Origin of the sequence: Microcoleus sp. S13_C3, from assembly GCF_036700905.1 — a bacterium.
Taxonomy (GTDB): domain Bacteria; phylum Cyanobacteriota; class Cyanobacteriia; order Cyanobacteriales; family Microcoleaceae; genus Microcoleus.
The window spans coordinates 1-16,837 of record NZ_JAUBPT010000104.1; the positions used below are offsets into that span (position 1 = coordinate 1).

General features: G+C 45.5%; 16 protein-coding genes. 9 read left to right on the forward strand and 7 right to left on the reverse strand.

Translation table 11 applies throughout. The features are described 5' to 3' along the window. Positions 1 to 60: 60 nt before the first annotated feature. On the reverse strand, positions 61 to 615 hold the full coding sequence (locus tag QUA16_RS24415) for a nucleoside monophosphate kinase (protein ID WP_333109330.1): 555 nt from the start codon (positions 613 to 615) through the stop codon (positions 61 to 63). A 356-nt stretch (positions 616 to 971) separates the two neighbouring features. On the opposite strand from QUA16_RS24415, the gene QUA16_RS24420 reads away from it, so the two are divergent. Further along, positions 972 to 1,499, forward strand: a complete 528-nt coding sequence (locus tag QUA16_RS24420) for a P-loop NTPase family protein (protein WP_333109325.1) — start codon at positions 972 to 974, stop codon at positions 1,497 to 1,499. A gap of 128 nt (positions 1,500 to 1,627) precedes the next feature. Here the strand turns inward: QUA16_RS24420 and QUA16_RS24425 are convergent, their stop codons facing one another. Further along, positions 1,628 to 1,891, reverse strand: coding sequence for a hypothetical protein (locus QUA16_RS24425; RefSeq protein ID WP_333109327.1), 264 nt, complete (start codon positions 1,889 to 1,891; stop codon positions 1,628 to 1,630). Positions 1,892 to 2,380: 489 nt separating this feature from the next. Beyond that, positions 2,381 to 3,880 carry a GUN4 domain-containing protein gene (locus QUA16_RS24430; RefSeq protein ID WP_333109328.1) on the reverse strand — a complete coding sequence of 500 codons (1,500 nt, stop codon included), beginning with the start codon at positions 3,878 to 3,880 and terminating at the stop codon, positions 2,381 to 2,383. 614 nt (positions 3,881 to 4,494) lie between these two features. On the opposite strand from QUA16_RS24430, the gene QUA16_RS24435 reads away from it, so the two are divergent. Further along, positions 4,495 to 5,946, forward strand: a complete 1,452-nt coding sequence (locus QUA16_RS24435; protein ID WP_333109329.1) for a hypothetical protein — start codon at positions 4,495 to 4,497, stop codon at positions 5,944 to 5,946. An 89-nt stretch (positions 5,947 to 6,035) separates the two neighbouring features. On the opposite strand, the gene QUA16_RS24440 is transcribed toward QUA16_RS24435, so the two are convergent. The 4 genes from QUA16_RS24440 to QUA16_RS24455 form a co-directional block, all read right to left on the reverse strand. Continuing rightward, on the reverse strand, positions 6,036 to 7,043 hold the full coding sequence (locus QUA16_RS24440) for a transposase (RefSeq protein WP_333181391.1): 1,008 nt from the start codon (positions 7,041 to 7,043) through the stop codon (positions 6,036 to 6,038). Position 7,044: 1 nt separating this feature from the next. Beyond that, a complete protein-coding gene (locus QUA16_RS24445; protein WP_333107155.1) occupies positions 7,045 to 7,230 on the reverse strand; it encodes a hypothetical protein in 186 nt (61 codons plus the stop codon). Further along, positions 7,223 to 7,861: an IS607 family transposase gene (locus QUA16_RS24450; protein WP_333107156.1), complete on the reverse strand. Its 639-nt coding sequence runs from the start codon at positions 7,859 to 7,861 to the stop codon at positions 7,223 to 7,225. Before QUA16_RS24450 ends, QUA16_RS24445 begins: the two co-directional genes overlap by 8 nt. A gap of 86 nt (positions 7,862 to 7,947) precedes the next feature. Continuing rightward, entirely contained in the window at positions 7,948 to 8,178 is a 231-nt protein-coding gene (locus QUA16_RS24455) for a hypothetical protein (RefSeq protein ID WP_333107158.1), read from the reverse strand. 778 nt (positions 8,179 to 8,956) lie between these two features. Here QUA16_RS24455 and QUA16_RS24460 point away from each other — a divergent pair. The 7 genes from QUA16_RS24460 (at position 8,957) to QUA16_RS24490 (ending at position 16,494) form a co-directional block, all read left to right on the forward strand. Then, positions 8,957 to 11,782, forward strand: coding sequence for an ATP-binding protein (locus tag QUA16_RS24460; protein WP_333107159.1), 2,826 nt, complete (start codon positions 8,957 to 8,959; stop codon positions 11,780 to 11,782). An 11-nt stretch (positions 11,783 to 11,793) separates the two neighbouring features. Next, a complete protein-coding gene (locus tag QUA16_RS24465; protein ID WP_333181392.1) occupies positions 11,794 to 13,170 on the forward strand; it encodes a response regulator in 1,377 nt (458 codons plus the stop codon). Between the two features lie 71 nt (positions 13,171 to 13,241). After that, on the forward strand, positions 13,242 to 13,391 hold the full coding sequence (locus QUA16_RS24470) for a MoaD/ThiS family protein (protein WP_333107164.1): 150 nt from the start codon (positions 13,242 to 13,244) through the stop codon (positions 13,389 to 13,391). Between the two features lie 489 nt (positions 13,392 to 13,880). Next, positions 13,881 to 14,348 carry a ribosome maturation factor RimP gene (gene rimP / locus QUA16_RS24475; protein ID WP_333040953.1) on the forward strand — a complete coding sequence of 156 codons (468 nt, stop codon included), beginning with the start codon at positions 13,881 to 13,883 and terminating at the stop codon, positions 14,346 to 14,348. A 270-nt stretch (positions 14,349 to 14,618) separates the two neighbouring features. Further along, on the forward strand, positions 14,619 to 15,899 hold the full coding sequence (nusA, locus tag QUA16_RS24480; protein WP_333107166.1) for a transcription termination factor NusA: 1,281 nt from the start codon (positions 14,619 to 14,621) through the stop codon (positions 15,897 to 15,899). A gap of 5 nt (positions 15,900 to 15,904) precedes the next feature. Further along, entirely contained in the window at positions 15,905 to 16,069 is a 165-nt protein-coding gene (locus QUA16_RS24485) for a hypothetical protein (protein WP_333107167.1), read from the forward strand. Positions 16,070 to 16,179: 110 nt separating this feature from the next. Beyond that, complete coding sequence (locus QUA16_RS24490; RefSeq protein ID WP_333107168.1) at positions 16,180 to 16,494, forward strand: YlxR family protein; 315 nt, start codon at positions 16,180 to 16,182, stop codon at positions 16,492 to 16,494. Positions 16,495 to 16,837: the final 343 nt, after the last annotated feature.

Sequence of the window (16,837 nt, forward strand, 5' to 3'; positions counted from 1 at the left end):
CTGACTACTGACTACTGACTACTGACTACTGACTACTGACTACTGACTACTGACTACTGACTACTGACTACTGACTATTTTTAGAATATCCTGCTGGACTTGTTGTGGGGATCGATCGCCATCAATAGTTAACAGTTTGTTGCGGTATTCGTAATACTCTAAAAGAGGAATAGTGCGTTCGTGGAACAAATCGAGCCGACGCTGTAAAATTTCAGGGTGGTCATCCGATCGATCGCGCTCGATCGACCTACTCAGCAAAACCTCGATCGGCACTTGCAACAAAATCGCCCAATCTAGCTGCTGAGCCAAATCCTCTAATAAAAAATCCAACTCCTCAGCTTGAAAAGCCGTTCGCGGATAGCCCTCCAACACCCAGCCATTAAAGACATCCCACAGCAGCAGTCGGCGGCGAAAGAATTCAATCATAGTTGCGTCGGGAACTAATTCCCCTCTCTCGACATAAGACACCGCCAGCTTGCCTAAATCTGTGTCTTCTGCGATCGCCTCCCGTAGAATGTCCCCCACAGCCAGCAAAGGAAGGCTCAAATTGCTGCACAGTAGTTCAGCCTGAGTTCCCTTTCCCGCTCCTGGCCCTCCCAGAATCACCACTCTCAAAGTCCCTGCTCCTAGTGCCGCGACATTCAAATTTTACGCGATGTCTGTACCTTTTCTTAAAAGCCCTGGACGTCGCCAGACTCTCATCACCTTGGTTTTTCACCCTATAACTGTATAAATGTCAAGCTCCACGCCGTATTTTAGTAAAAAATCCCGTTTCTGCCTAAGTGCTAATTGAGTTCAAAAATCGAACAAACGACTGCGAATGCCACTGCCGCGAGCTTTTGACAACTTGTATATCTAGCGTTCGATCCGATGTGCACTCGGCCCCGTACACTATATATTGTCAAGCAGGCTTCAGCCGCGTTAAGGTCGGAGCTGCACTCAAGACTTAGTTGCTGATTAAATATTGCCCTATGGTTGCTCAGTTACAAACCCCTAAACTCAATTTAACCCACAGCTTGCCCTACACAGTTCAAGGGCTGGTGCAAGTTTTTACAGGCCCGCACCGCTGCTTTTTTACCAGTGTCATGGCTCAGGCCCTCAGAATTGCAGGACAGGGAGCTCCGGTGCTGGCGGTGCAGTTCCTCAAAGGGGGAATTAATCAAGGGCACCAGCATCCGGTGCGGCTGGGGCAAAATTTAGATTGGGTGCGCTGCGATTTGTCACGCAGCATTGAGAATGCCGATTTAGATGAGCTGGAGACGCGATCGATCGAACAATTGTGGCAGTATGTTCAAAATGCGGTGCGCGAAGGTCGTTATGCCTTAGTTATTCTCGATGAATTGAGTTTAGCGGTTAATTTGGGCTTGATTCCCGAAGTCGAAGTGGTGGCATTGATTGACAACAAGCCGCATCATTTGGATATGATTTTTACCGGGCCATCCATGCCCCAAAGAATTTTGGATGTTGCCGACCAAATTACTGAAATTCGCCGCAGTTAAGGACAATCATTCTATTTGCGATCGCCTGTTTAGCGATCGCATTTTTTATGTAAAAAAACAGTATCTAAAAAAAGAGGCGATCGCTTAGCTCAAAGAGCGATCGCACGCCGATCAATTTACCAGCGACGTTACGATTGAACTACCGGATCGAAAACAACACTCAATCGATCCGTCGGCACCATCCGCTTGAGAATTTTCAAGTGACCGTCAGCATCAGACCAACTGCGAAACTCACCCACAACCACCTTTTCCACATTTGGAAGCGAGCGAACTATAGTCCACGGCTTGAGACGTTTTTCTTGCAACATACTAGATAAATCTCCTTGGTAAATTGGAGCCAACGCCAGTCCCCCTCGTTGGCCACCGCCGAGGACTGGCTTTTGACTTTGCAAACTTGCCCTTCTCTAAGAACATAGCACAAAAAAAAGGGTTTGGGATTATATCTTATTTTTCGCTTTTTTTAGAGATATTTTCTACATAACAGATGATTAAACTCAAAATTTATTAACTATTTAATTCTCAACTCAAAATGGAAGCATCTCATATTTGTAAAAACACTTCTTCTGGCTCCTGACTTCTTCCTTCTGACTCTTTTCTCCTGGCTCCTGACTCCTGACTCCTAACTCCAATTTCTAGCTTGGCTGCTTTCATTGAGATCCTCCCCTCAAAACTCTTTCATGACTAACACTTGGACTTCGCTTGGGGTGCAGCCTAACTAATAAATTCTGCCTTCTACCTTCTACCTTCCTTTTACTGAGATATTGCAGCATTCTCAATAAGTTTTTTATGAACAGGCTTTCCGGCCTGTTCCACAAAGAGTGAATTTTCTTGTGGAACAGGCCGGAAAGCCTGTTAAGCGAGAATAGGGCAAGATGTGAGTTTTACAAATCCCGCCGCGACAGCAGAAACCAGATCCCACCCAAACCCAAAACACCGCACAAAACCCCGCCTTCCCACCCAAAAACAGTCCCCCCCGGCAAATGTCCAGGCTTTGCCTTAGAAGTAAAATTCAGCTCAGAATAGTATACCCACTGGCTGTTAACCCGCCAGCCCACTCGATCGCCAAATTTCTCCCAAACTGTAGCATCATAAACACCAGGCTTTCCCCCCAACTTGAGCCACAAACCCTTTTGCACAGAAAAACCGAATCTGCGGTGACTGTGCCGCACCCAAAGTTGATCGATAGTCTGCAAATCCTTAGCTGGAAACTTCCTAATATCTTCCTCGCTCAAATAACCCCGTGAATTTTGCTGCATCACCTCCAGCATTTTCACAGAAGTTTCCTCATCAGCACCACGCCAATTTTTAGCAGCCAGCAGCCTTGCCAAGTGAGAATAATCAATACCTTTTTCGGACTCTAAATTCACAGAAATTAGCGGAGAATCAGTCACAGGTTGAGTCGGAACCGAAGGACTAACAACAGTTGGCTGCTGCGACTTTTCCAGCACGGGGACAACAACAACAGGAGGTTTTAAAGCATCCAAAACTTCCACAGCCGATTTGTAGCGATCTTTAACATATTCCTGAATCAACTTATCCAAAACCTGACCTAAATCGTCGCTAATTTGTGTTCCTTTTGGCAAAGCCTCCCTCCAAAGCCATCGGCCTTCAAGCGGATCGTAAAGGTCATCGTGAATGTCCCCGTAGATATCCAGATAAGGCATAACAGAAGTCAGCAAGCGAATGCAAGTCACACCTAAACTGTAAAGGTCGCTAGCAGGAACAGCCCTACCGTGACGCTGTTCTAGAGCCGCGTAGCCAGGAGTTCCCAACTTCGTTCCAGTTTTGGTGGGAGCAGCAGCTACTACCTGTTTAGAAACCCCAAAATCTATCAGCACTAACTTACGATCGCGAGATCGGCGGATCACATTCTCAGGCTTAATATCGCGATGAATTACATTTCTGTCGTGAACAAACTTCAATAAAGGCAACAAATCTAACAGCAGTTCGCAAGTTTTAATTTCGCTATAAGCACCGTACTTATCTAACTCATCCTTTAAATTATTGCCATCAATAAACTCTTGGACTAAATACAATCGCCCATCTTCCTCAAAATAAGAAATTAACTGAGGAATTTGCGGGTGCTTCAGTTCGTATAACCGCCTTGCCTCTTGTTCAAACAGCCGAACATATTTTTTAAAATGACCGGGCTTCCGCTGAAACTCTTGAGGGGGTGACAACTGTTTAATCACGCACAATTCCTCAAATTTTCCATGATTAACAGCTCGGAAAGTCCTGCCAAATCCCCCATCGCGCAGCGGTTCTGTTGCTGCATAAAGGTCTTTTAGCAGCAGCTTTGAACCACAATTAAGACAATACTTTGTGCCTGGTGGGTTCTGACGCTTGTCTCTTGGGCAATCGAGATTAAGGCAGTATGTCATATATTAAAAAAATGCGAACAAAATTATACTCAGGGTTTTATATTATTCAAGAGTCCGATCGCGAGCTGGTTTTTGTAGAGGCGAAACCTCGAACCTTACGGAGGCGGCAGCCACCCTCGCGATCGGAGGGGGCGCTCTCGCCCGACTGCCGCCCCTGAGCAAGTATAACTCTCTTGAGGGTTTGACCTCAAACTCGAAGTCCTCATCTAACCTTAGACTCCGCTGCGTGCAATACCTTTGATTGAGCGGTCAAATAGCCAGTAGATCAAACAGAAATAGTAATTTATTACCAGCCCACTTAGCTCTGCAAGGCAAAAAAAAAACTTAGGATTCCCCCTGAGATATAATTTTATTGCCAGAGAGAAGCAGACTAACGGGAGCTGCGGCTTCCGTCAAGTTCGATCGGCTTTAATATTTTAGCAGCATAATTTATTACCTAACCAGGCGAAATCAACAATCCCCAACTCCCCAAGAAACGCACGTTAAAATAAATACTAGCTTGCTCGATCGCCATCCGAGCGCGACCAGACAATTAGCCAGTTTTCCCTGTTTCCTTTTTTCAGCTATTACCAGTTACATCTATTTCCCTAGGTCTACTTAATTAGGAACCGCTAGTGACACCAAAACTACTGCCCTCTCCCACTCCAAACTCCCGCAAAAAATCACCGAAAGTACCTTGGTTCGAGCGGTTCATGGCACTGGTCGCCCTGGGAAATTTAAGCCTAGTATTATTTGACATAACTTACGTGCCCGGGCGAGATTTCTACTTCCGGCAACTCCCAGTTCTAACTCAAGTATACGACCCATTTAAAGGAATTAAACCCCACCGAGACACCCAGCAATATCTGGAAACCTTAGAAGAATTAAAAATTCAAGTAGTGCAAACAGGGTTGCCCTCTCCCCAAGTAGCAGCCAAATTGCAGGAAATAAACAATCTGAGCGCGAAAATGATCGACGAAGATCCCTTTCGAGTAGCATCAAAAAGTGGCACCCTAGAAAAAATAAAAGACCGGATGCGATCTCGCGCCCCGAATCCGCAAGACTCCGCTAAACAATCATTCCAAAGATTCTGGAGCCCAGACTATTTAAACAAACAAGGCTGGCAAAAAGAAATCCAGTGGTTTGACTCCAAAATCAAGCCATTAATCGCCACCAACTATTACCGCGAGATTGGAGAAAACGGCGAATTCACCGATAACTTCTGGCTAATCGACCTGCCATTTATTGCCATATTCGCGATCGAATTTCTAGCCCGTACCTACTCGATCAGCCGCCGCCACCGCAGCGTTACTTGGCGAGCAGCCATGCTCTGGCGATGGTACGACATCTTCCTGCTGCTTCCATTCTGGCGCCTGTTGCGAGTATTACCCGTCACAATTCGCATCCACCAAGCCAAAATGCCGGATCTCCAACCCATACGCACCCAAATCAGCCGAGGTTTCGTCGCCAACTTCGCCCAAGAATTGACCGAAGTTGTAGTAATTCAACTCATCAACCAGATGCAACAATCAATTACCACAGGCGAACTCGCTCGTCAACTCTTTAAATCCCCAAAACAGCGCTATCTAGACATCAACAATATCAATGAAATAGAAGCGATCGCCACCCATCTAGTGCAAATAACCGTCTACAAAGTCCTCCCCCAACTCCAGCCCGACCTAGAAGCCCTCCTCCGGTACAATATTGAAAGCTTCCTCAAACAATCCCCCCTCTATCAAGGATGGAAGCAAGTACCCGGGCTGGGAAACCTGCCCGAACAGCTAGCACAGCAATTAGTTGCAGAACTCTCAAAATTAGCCACCCTCGGCCCCCAAGATGCCTACGAAGCCTTCAAAATCGCCACCGAAGACCCCATAGGCATGAAACTCTCAAGCCAGCTAGTCCAACATTTCGGGCAAGCTTTAGGAACCGAACTGCAACAGCAGCAAACCTGGCAAGAAATACAACTGCTGCTGTGCGACTTTCTAGAAGAGTTCAAAATCAACTACATTCAGCGGTTGAGTGAAGAAGACTTCGAGAAAATTTTAGAACAAGCCAAAGAACTGCAACGGATAGCCCCGCGTTAGGGCAAGTCTCCACCGCTTTACTTATTTTTTTCTTCCCCAATTAGCAATTAGCAATTAGCAATTACCCTGCTGTAACTGATACTTTTAATTCAGACAATCCCGACAATCGGCAAAAATCTGAATATAGCACACTCATCAGATACGTCTGAGAGTATGGTGGTATCCCACAAAGCTTTAAGAAAAATTCCTAAAGCGCCATTGAAATCGCGAGGTATTTCATAACCGCAGTTGGGACATCTAAAAGTTTTAGAGCCACCTAACTTTCTCTGAATATGACCGCATTTTGTACAAGTTTTGGAAGTATATTCTTCCGTCACTCTAACCAATCTCGAACCGTAACGATTACAGAGATGTTCTAAGGTTTGCGAGAACTGATAAAAGGCCCAAGTCATCATCGCCCTCGCCGAGGAATTAAGTTTGCGACTACCTCTTGCCACCATTTGAGAAGTTTCAAAAGTAGGTAGGTAAATAACATCGTAATTCCGTGCTAAATAGCTCGCTACCTGCTTGTGAATTTCCGACCGCAGGTGTTTGATTTTAGTTATAACTTTCTCCATTGCTTGTTTTAGCCGATAACGCAATCGAGAAAACTGACCGCCCTTTGAGCATCCAAATTTTGACTGCATCTTATCCAAATGCTGGCACAATCGCGCAATCTTCCCAAAGTCATGCTTTCCAAATTCAGTAAAAGAATTGCCATCAAATCCAGTCAGGAAACAGCGCAGTCCGGGGTCGAGTGCGATGGTCTTGCCGCCATTTTTGGGTTCGGGAACGTCCATCTCTATAGGCATATTTACGAACCAGCGTCCCTTATTGTAGCTGACTTCTACTGCCTTGTCATAGTTGATTAAGCAGGAATCCTGCCCAGTCCAGAGAGGTTTTTCTAGACCTTTGCTAGCATTGAGCATTAGATGACCGTTCTTATAGTCACCCGGAGCGAACTGAATAGTCTGCTTTTGGGCTCGAATTGACCTGAATCGAGCTAATTTCAATCCGACTAAAGGATTGGGTTTTGCCTTTTTTCCTTTACCTAACTGAGCTGGCTGTTTGTCGGTTTTCTTCCAAGCTGTATAAGCCTCGAAAATGGCGTTGTCCAAACTATGTGCTATTCCCAATTCTTTGCACCATTCCGGGATTATCTCGCAACAAGCGAGTTTTACAGTAACTCCGAAAAGCTTGCTGACCGGAAGTTTTTGAGACTGGCTGATTAGTCTTTTTGTCTACAGTGTAGTAGGTGAACTTTCCTTGATGCTGATTCAGGTAAGCGATTGCATTGTTATACACTTTGCGATTGGCGTGAATTCTCAACATCCAGACTTTCTTCGTCTCCCCCTTTGGGTAAACTCGGTACGTCAAAGTCTTCAATGATTTGCTTTTTATACTTTCTGAGTCCGTACAATCGGCAACTGAAGACGTGGATGATGGCGAGTAGGTCTTCAACGATTTCTCTTTCTGGACTAAGTGAACTATTGTTGAGAACCAGAATCTTACACCCGCCCCGCTCCGCAAACCATGAGATAATATCGAACCCGAACCGACACAATCTATCTTTTGAGGCAACGACAACCATTCCGATGTCGCCTGTGTAAATGTGTTCCAGTAGGGCGATAAGACCTTTGCGCTTGAAGTTAAGTCCGCTCCCGATGTCTTGGATAATTTCACATCCGGGGTAGCGAGACAGAAGAAAGTCAGTCTGTCGTAGAAGGTCGGCTTTTTGACTTCGACTGCTAACTCTGGCGTAGAGGATGGTTGGTTTAGTAGATGGAATATTGACAACTGAGTCTCCGTCGTAGCGTCGCTGTCCTGACGGCGTTCGGTATGCTTTGATTTTCCCTTCTTTTTCCCACCTTTCAAGGGTTTTTGAACATACTCCAAGTCGTTGAATAGCGATTCTTGGTGGTACATATGTGGACATATTGGGTTTTTTGAGTGAATTATCTCAGTCTACATCAATTGTCTGCCTTATGGCAGGAAATGTCTAAGAAAAACTCGTCTTGGAGATTACTCCTGCACATGAAACTTGCTGGAATTGTAAAGTTTCATGTGCGATCGGCATTCTCTACGAGAGTCATCTGCAGGGTTGTGCCTCAAATCTTCAGCGCGGTAGTGAGTTAGACCGCCGGGGAGCATATCATATTTGCAAAAACACTTCTTTCTTCTTCCTTCTGACTCTTTTCTCCTGGCTCCTGACTCCTGACTCCTAATTCCAATTTCGAGCTTTGCTGCTTTCATTGAGATGCTCCCGACCGCCGTTAGGGTTCTCAGCGGCCTGGCGTGTCATGTTTTTAGCGAGAAAGGTCAATCGATTTTAGATTTTAGATTTGAGATTTTAGATTGAAGCATTGACCCCAGGGATAAATTCGGGGGGCAAGTTTCATCGGATACAGGTTTTTTATTTCACCGGTCCTGAGTCTGCTTTCGGAATGAATCCGGGGGCTTGTATCCTGGATGCTTTCGGTCAATTTTTTTAGAAGTATATTATATCAATATATATGTAAGTTTGATGAGATTATACTTTTTAGAGTCAATCTGTAAAGTAAAGTTAAAAACTACTACAAATAGCTCTAAACCAAGTAATCTATTAGATATGATTGCTAACGGGTTGCCTACAGGCTAAAAAAAATTACAAATGCTAGAAAAAGTAAGGCGCGTCAGTATCTTTAGTCAGCTCTTATTATAACGATCTCAGAGAAAACACGTAAGTAGCCATGCTTGTGTAAGCAAGTTACTGTCTCAAACTTTTCACTAACTATTATAGATTGCTTTTCTATATATAGCGGTTCTCAAGCGTGGTGAGGTATGGGGGCGAGTCCTATGCCCTATGCCCTATGCCCTATGCCCTATGCCCTATGCCCTATGCCCTATGCCCTATGCCCTATGCCCGCCAGAGCACCTCATGTTACTGAGAAAGGCTAGAGATTGCTTTTCAATATATATTTCCTCAGCCTCATTTCAATCAATCCACTGAGATTTTTCAGCCAACTCGTTACCCCAGGAGTAACACCAATCAATGTCACAGACCTCTGCAACCACTTTCCTGTCAAACCGTTCTAAAAAAAAGGTGTCCCTGCGCCTAATTTTAGTATTCCCATTCGTTCTGCAAATATTTGCTGCTGTCGGGCTGACAGGCTGGCTATCCTTACGCAACGGGCAAAAAGCAGTCAACGAAGTTGCTAGTCAGTTGCGGAGTGAAATTACGGCCCGCATCCAGCAGCAGCTCAACACATACCTAGACACAGCCCCTCGCGTCAATCAACTGAATGCCAATGCCCTTCGCCTAGGGTACTTAAATCCAGACGAATTGGAGAGTACGGAGCGCTATTTGTGGGAGCAAATTCAAGCCTTTCCTTCTCTGCCCAATATGGGTTTTGCTACTACAACTGGAGAATTCATTGCCATTGAACGCCAAGAGAATGGCAAAGTAGTTTTTAAAATAGCAGACAAAGAGCATCGGAATGAACTTCATATTTATGAATCTGATAGCAAAGGTAATCAAACGAAGCTGTTAAAAGTCTCCCAAAACTACAATATACTCACCCGTTCATGGTATAAAGACAGTGTACGCTTAGGCAAGCCCACATGGAGCGAAATTTTTTCACTTACAGGTCAGAAAACCCTCTCGCTTCCTGCCGGACATCCAGTTTATGACGAAAGTGGCGAATTGCGCGGGGTATTCGTTGCTAATTTTCTGATCTCTTTCCTCAGTGACTTCCTGCACAGCTTAAACATCGGTCGTTCGGGACAGACATTCATTATGGAACGTTCTGGACTCCTAGTAGCCAGTTCAACTCTCAAAGAAGCATTTATCGCCCACAATGACAAGCTCGATCGCCTGAATGCTTTAGATAGCACAGATGATTTAATCCGGCTGACAACAGCGCATTTAAAAGAACACTTTGGCGACCTCACTAAAATTAATAGCTCTCAGCAATTGGATTTTACGATCGCCAGCCAGCGGGAATTCCTCCAAGTTATGCCCTTTCAGGATAGCCGAGGATTGGACTGGCTGATCGTCGTCGTAGTTCCTGAAAGCGAATTCATGGATCAAATTAACGCCAATACCCAGACTACCATTTTGTTGTGTTTCGGAGCCTTGGCGCTGGCTACTGTTTTGGGAATCTTAACCGCACGCTGGATTACCAGCCCGATTCTCCGTTTGATCGCAGCTTCTAGGGCGATCGCCAGTGGCGACTTAGAGAAAATTGTGCAGGTAAAAGGCGTAGAAGAACTAGAAGTTCTGGGTCAATCTTTCAACCTTATGGCACAACAGTTGCGCGAATCCTTTGAGGCGCTAGCTAAGACCAATTCCGAGCTAGAAATCCGAGTAGAAGAACGCACCGCCGAACTCACAGAAGCCAAACAAATCGCAGATACTGCCAACCAAGCTAAAAGTGAATTTTTAGCGAATATGAGTCACGAATTGAGAACGCCACTCAATGGAATTTTAGGATACGCTCAAATCCTAGAACGCTCAACAACGATGGCTCCGAAAGATATCCAAGGCATCAGTATTATTCACCAGTGTGGTTCCCACCTGTTAACCCTGATTAATGACATCTTAGACCTCGCTAAAATTGAAGCTCAGAAATTGGAACTGTACGCGAAAGATTTCCATTTTCCTTCCTTTTTGCAGGGAGTCGCAGAAATCTGCCGCATCCGAGCCGAACAAAAAGGAATGGCTTTTGTTTATCAACCCAGTTCGGAAATTCCTGCTGGCATCTACGCTGACGAGAAACGCTTGCGACAGGTACTAATTAACTTACTGAGCAATGCAATTAAGTTTACCGAATCGGGACGAGTGACTTTTAAGATAGAACATCTGGAAAATGGGACAGGTGAAAAGGTACAAAGCCATGACCAAAAGCCAGCCTCACCAATTCACAAAATTCGGTTTCAAATAGAAGATACTGGCGTTGGTATGACACCAGAACAATTAGAAAAAATATTTTTGCCTTTTGAACAGGTAGGAGACAGCAAGCGTCAGGCGGAAGGAACCGGACTCGGTTTAACAATTAGCCAGAAAATTGTCGAAATAATGGGTAGTACAATCCAAGTAAAAAGTCAGTCAGGAGTCGGCAGTGTTTTTTGGGTAGATTTGGATTTACCGGAAGCGGCAGACTGGGCAAATACAGCCACGATTGCCCAGCAAAGAAAGCTGGTTGGCTACCAAGGTAGAAAGCAGAAAGTTTTGGTGGTGGATGACAAATGGGAAAACATATCGGTCATTGTCAATCTCCTGGAACCCCTCGGCTTTGAAGTAACCGAAGCTAAAAACGGTCAAGAAGGTTTAGAAAAAGTAGAAGAGTTTAAGTTTGATCTGATTATCACTGACTTGGTGATGCCAGTGTTAGATGGCTTTGAGATGATGCGCCGTATCCGAAATTTGTCACACTATAAAGACGTGACAATCATTGCTTCATCTGCCAGTGTATTTGCTACCGACCAACATAAAAGTTTGGAGGGGGGAGCCAAGGATTTTCTCGGTAAGCCAGTGCAGGCAGAAGAGCTATTTGAGATGTTGCAAAAATATTTAAAACTTGAATGGATATATGACGAACACAAAAGTGAAAAAATCAGCACTATTCCCTTTTCCTCTGATCCTAAATCACTTTCTGAATCGAAATCTGTAGTTGCTCCCCCCCCAGGAGAAATAGAACTTTTATTTGAAATGGCGATGAGAGGCAACGTGAAAGGAATTGTGAAGCGCAGTGAGCACCTAGAGAAATTGGATCAGAAATTTGTGTCCTTTGCTGTTGAGCTGCGCCAGTTAGCCCAAGGCTATCAGGTCAAAAAAATCAAAGAGTTTATTACATCCCACCGAACAGAAAAAGAATGAAGGTAGAAAATATGGAAACCAGCACCATCTTAATTGTCGATGACAACCCTAGTAATCTGGACGTGCTTTCTGAAGCTTTAGCTAATTCAGGATGGGAGATATTGGTAGCAACTGATGGTGAAACTGCCATCGAGCAGGCTGAATATAGTCAACCTGATTTGATTCTGTTAGATGTGATGATGCCAGGAATTGACGGGTTTGAAACCTGTCATCGCCTGAAGGCAAGTCCGTTGACGAACGAAATTTCGGTAATTTTTATGACGGCTCTTTCGGACATAGGAGATAAGGTCAAAGGCTTTAATCTAGGGGCTGTGGATTACATTACTAAGCCCTTTGAACAAAAGGAGGTGTTAGCTCGCGTCAACCTCCATTTAAAACTGCGTTCTTTGACTAAAACTCTCGCAGACCAAAATCTGCTTCTCAAACGGGAAATTGAAGACAGGCTCGCAGCAGAAGCAGCGTTACATCAGCTCGCGCAGGAGTTAGAAAAACGGGTGGAAGAACGAACGGCTGAACTTTCTCAAGCTTTGGATAATCTTAAAAAAGCTCAAGTGCAAATCGTTCAAAGTGAAAAGATGGCTTGTCTTGGTCAACTTGTAGCTGGGGTGGCTCACGAAATTAACAATCCAGTTAGTTTTATCTCCAATAATATCCCTATTGCAAAGGAATATATTGCCGATTTGATCGGGATGACTCGGCTTTGCCAGCACAACGTTACTTCGATATCAGAATTTGAGGATAAGTCCCAGGAGATTGAGTTAGATTTTATTGTTGAAGATTTGCCCAAAATTATTGATTCAATGGCGCTAGGAACAGAGCGACTTTACAATCTTTCTATGTCACTGCGTAATTTCTCTCGGTTGGATACATCGGCACTAACGCCAGTGAATATTCACGATGGGCTAGATAGTACCTTATTAATTTTAGGGCATCGACTGAAATCTAAAGGAAGTTTCCCAGGAATTGCAGTCATTAAAGAGTATGGGGAATTGCCGCTAGTAGAGTGTTATCCGGGGCAACTTAATCAGGTGTTTATGAATATATTGGCGAATGGAATTGATGCTTTAGAAGAGTCTACGATTAGTTGTCCGCTGTGCGGGGAAAAGAAACAGAGTAATGACACTCCACAGATTCGGATCTGCACAGAAATGCTTCAGGATGACAGAGTGGTGATTCGGATTGCTGATAATGGGGTTGGCATAACTCAGGAAGTAATGCAACATTTATTCACGCCGATGTTTACTACTAAATCAGTAGGTAAAGGGACAGGTTTAGGTTTGTCTATTAGCCGGGAGATCGTAGAACGAAAACATGGGGGTAAGCTGAGTTGCATTGCCTCGCCCGAATGGGGGGTAGAGTTTGTAATTGAGCTTCCAATTCAGCATTAGTAAAGGGGATTTTTTAGGGTGAATCTTAGTTGGGCTATTTTGTCAATATATCGTTAATCTGGCGATCGCCCATGTCTAATCTACCAATCACCATCACTGTCAAACTCTTTGCCACCTATCGAGAAGCAGAGGGCTTGTCCGAAGAGAAATTAGAATTTCCCAAAGCAACTCCCGTATCGCAAGTCCTAGAACGCCTCAGTGCCACTTCCCCCCTGTTCTAGGATCGATCGCACCCGCTTGAATATCAACCAGGAATTTGCCCTCGCCCCACCCCACTCCAAAACGGTGATGAAGTCGTCCTTATTCCCCCTCTCAGCTCTCCCCTTCTGCCCTCGGACAGTCCGCCGATGGCGATCGGTTTGTCACCGGGCGGGCGATCGAGCTAAACTGAGAACTGAGGCCTCCCTTCGATCGGAAGAAGTCCTCAAACTTCTTGGAAGAAATTGTTTTACCTAGGAGTGGGTCAAGCCCACTTTTTTTGTTGCATTAGTCGCAGGAAAAGAGCTCAGGGCGTCTGACTTGCAAGTTGAGGACTGATTTAGTAGGGGTAATCCCCCCGCTTGAGATCCCTGCTGGGATGTCGGGTAAGTCCCAAAGTTGAAGACGAAAGTCGCAGCCACCTAATCAAACCACCTCAAAACCAAGCAATCTCAACAACAAATTTTTCCTTGCCGTGTCCGAGTTTAGGAGTTTTAACTTAAGTATTCGATATGACTCATCCCCTAATCCCACAAATCATTGACTTAGCTACCCCCGTTGCGGAAACACTGGGATTGGAAGTAGTGGGAGCAGTGTTTCACACCAACCAAAACCCTCCCGTCTTGCGGGTAGACATCCGCAACCTCCAACAAGACACTGGTTTAGCCGACTGCGAGCGCATGAGCACAGCCCTCGATGCCGAGTTAGAGGCAGCCGACATCATACCCGATGCCTACGTGCTAGAGATTTCCAGTCCCGGAATATCCCGATTGCTCAGCAGCGATCGAGAATTTATTACCTTTAAAGGTTTCCCCGTGACAGCAAAAACCACCGAACCCGACTCGCGAATCAAAGAGTGGAAAGGCCTACTCCTGGGCCGGGATGAAACAGCGGTTTATCTCAATCAAAAAGGGCGACAGGTTAAAATTCCCCGCCCTCAGATTGTCAAAGTTGAACTAGACGAAGGAAAGGAGATGTAAAGGGAAGTTTTGAGTTTTGAGTGTTGAGTGTTGAGTTTTGCGATTGCCTCGCAGCAAGCTGAAAACGCTTGGCTGCGAGTTAATTTTTAACAATCACATCTGTAGCAGCGGGTTGAATAGGAACAACAAATAAATTGTTACAGCACCGAGTTCCCCTAATCCTATTCAGTAACTCATCACTCCTCTGTCATCACTTTCCCGCGAAATTTTCCAAGTACCAATTACCGATTACCAGTTACTTGTTACCACAGCAAAAAAGGAGACTTTTATATGTCAATGGTTCCCCTGCCCGGACTAAAAGAAATGGTCGAAGGTATTAGCAAAGAACGCAATTTACCCAAACACGCCGTCCAAGCAGCCTTGCGAGAAGCCCTGCTCAAAGGATACGAACGCTACCGTCGTACCCAAAAACTGGATCACTTCAGCGAAGAATACTTCGACAACTTTGATGTAGAACTCGACGCAGAACAAGAAGGTTTCCGCGTTTTAGCCAACAAAACTATTGTCGAAGAAGTCATCAATCCCGATCACGAAATCTCACTTTCGGAAGTGCAAGAAGTAGCCACGGAAGCTCAACCGGGTAGCATCGTGCTCGTAGACGTAACACCAAATCAAAAAGAATTTGGTCGCATGGCCGCGATCCAGACCAAACAAGTTCTCGCTCAAAAACTGCGCGACCAACAGCGCAAAATGATTCAAGAAGAGTTTAAAGATTTAGAAGAAACAGTTCTTCAAGCAAGAGTGCTCAGGTTTGAGAGGCAGTCGGTAATTTTAGCAGTTACCAGCAGCTTCGGTCAGCCAGAAGTAGATGCCGAACTCCCTAAGCGCGAACAGTTGCCCAACGACAATTATCGGGCAAACGCTACATTCAAGGTTTATCTCAAGAAAGTAGGCGAAGGCTCAACTCGTGGGCCGCAGTTACTTGTTTCTAGAGCCGACGCAGGTTTGGTGGTTTACCTGTTTGCTAACGAAGTACCAGAAATAGAAGACGGGGTGGTGAGGATTGTCGCCGTAGCCAGGGAGGCAAATCCGCCATCCCGGCACGTCGGCCCCCGGACTAAAATAGCAGTTGATACTCTCGATCGCGACGTAGACCCTGTAGGAGCCTGCATCGGAGCGCGGGGATCGCGGATTCAGGTAGTAGTCAACGAATTGCGTGGCGAAAAAATCGACGTAATCCGCTGGTCTCCAGACCCCGCAACTTATATTGCTAACGCTCTGAGTCCCGCTAGAGTAGATGAAGTGCGTTTAGTTGCTCCAGAAGGCAGGAGAGCTCACATTTTGGTCGCTGAAGACCAACTGAGTCTTGCCATTGGCAAAGAAGGTCAGAACGTGCGCCTCGCAGCCCGCCTGACAGGTTGGAAAATCGATATCAAAGATATTGCTAAGTACGATCGCGCCGCCGAAGACAGCAAATTGGCAGCAGAAGCAACCAGGCTCGAAGAACTAGCAGACGACTACGACGAGGAAGCAGGCGACTACGACGAGGAAACCGCAGAATTTGAGGAAGAGGAGGCAGCCGCTACGGAGGAAACCGAAGCCGCAGTCTAAAAACTGTGACATTTACCGAAGAAGAATTCAGAATTCAACAGCCAGAATCCAGCATGGGTTCTGTGCGACAGGAGGGAGAATCGAGGTTGAAAGCCCGCGATTTGAATCGTGGAGCACAAAAAAATTTTTCCGTAACCGTTACCCCTAACTTAGGGCATGGCGTATTTTGAATTCTGAATTCTGTCTTCTGACTCCTTGTCATAAGATTTTCTATCTTCGGGAGACAAGGAGGACTTGTCCCCTACTCGCTCCTCTCCCCCTACTCCCCCTCTGACAAGAAATGAAACCGAACTACCGGTGCTGTGCAAGTTGTCGAAAAATAGCTCCTAAGGAAGCTTTTTGGCGAGTAGTCAGGCTCTATCCTTCTCATCAGGTACAATTAGATCGTGGCATGGGCCGTTCTGCTTACCTTTGTCGGGAAGCAGAATGCCTCAAAGCAGCTCAGAAAAAAAATCGACTTGGGCGATCGCTCAAAGCGTCTGTGTCTGACGAACTGTACCAAACACTTTGGCAGCGGTTAGCCACATCTGACTGTACATCTTACTCTGGCCTAGCCGGACGAAAAACCGACAGTAGTTCGGCATCGACTGTATAAACCCTCTTGGCAGCCCTACCAGTAATTACCGGTAGCGCCAGCTATAAAACCCCAATCCGATCTGCCCACCAGTCTGGAAAGATTTGTGTCAGATTAGATAAGGGTAGGGTACTAGCAGAGGTATCCTCAAGGTGGAAAGGCAAACTTTGAAGCTGGAGAGAGTGGGTTTTGCCAAAACTCAGACTTCGGAGTTCCAAGTTCCCAAACAGACTTGAGAATTCTTCAACCGCAGACTTCAGCGAGTTGCATCTTTTAGATAAAATTGCTGAGCGAGTACCAAAACCCCGATTCCTGACACTGAATCAATCACACCGAATGATGTCGTCATTAGCACAAAAAATCA

What these genes read in the sequence shown, in the direction of transcription:
- QUA16_RS24420 (WP_333109325.1), top strand. Translation starts at nt 972, where the DNA reads ATGGTTGCTCAGTTACAAACCCCTAAACTCAATTTAACCCACAGCTTG.
- QUA16_RS24430 (WP_333109328.1), bottom strand. Translation starts at nt 3,880, where the DNA reads ATGACATACTGCCTTAATCTCGATTGCCCAAGAGACAAGCGTCAGAAC.
- QUA16_RS24450 (WP_333107156.1), bottom strand. Translation starts at nt 7,861, where the DNA reads ATGTCCACATATGTACCACCAAGAATCGCTATTCAACGACTTGGAGTA.
- QUA16_RS24455 (WP_333107158.1), bottom strand. Translation starts at nt 8,178, where the DNA reads ATGAAAGCAGCAAAGCTCGAAATTGGAATTAGGAGTCAGGAGTCAGGA.
- QUA16_RS24460 (WP_333107159.1), top strand. Translation starts at nt 8,957, where the DNA reads ATGTCACAGACCTCTGCAACCACTTTCCTGTCAAACCGTTCTAAAAAA.
- QUA16_RS24465 (WP_333181392.1), top strand. Translation starts at nt 11,794, where the DNA reads ATGGAAACCAGCACCATCTTAATTGTCGATGACAACCCTAGTAATCTG.
- QUA16_RS24470 (WP_333107164.1), top strand. Translation starts at nt 13,242, where the DNA reads ATGTCTAATCTACCAATCACCATCACTGTCAAACTCTTTGCCACCTAT.
- rimP (WP_333040953.1), top strand. Translation starts at nt 13,881, where the DNA reads ATGACTCATCCCCTAATCCCACAAATCATTGACTTAGCTACCCCCGTT.
- nusA (WP_333107166.1), top strand. Translation starts at nt 14,619, where the DNA reads ATGTCAATGGTTCCCCTGCCCGGACTAAAAGAAATGGTCGAAGGTATT.
- QUA16_RS24490 (WP_333107168.1), top strand. Translation starts at nt 16,180, where the DNA reads ATGAAACCGAACTACCGGTGCTGTGCAAGTTGTCGAAAAATAGCTCCT.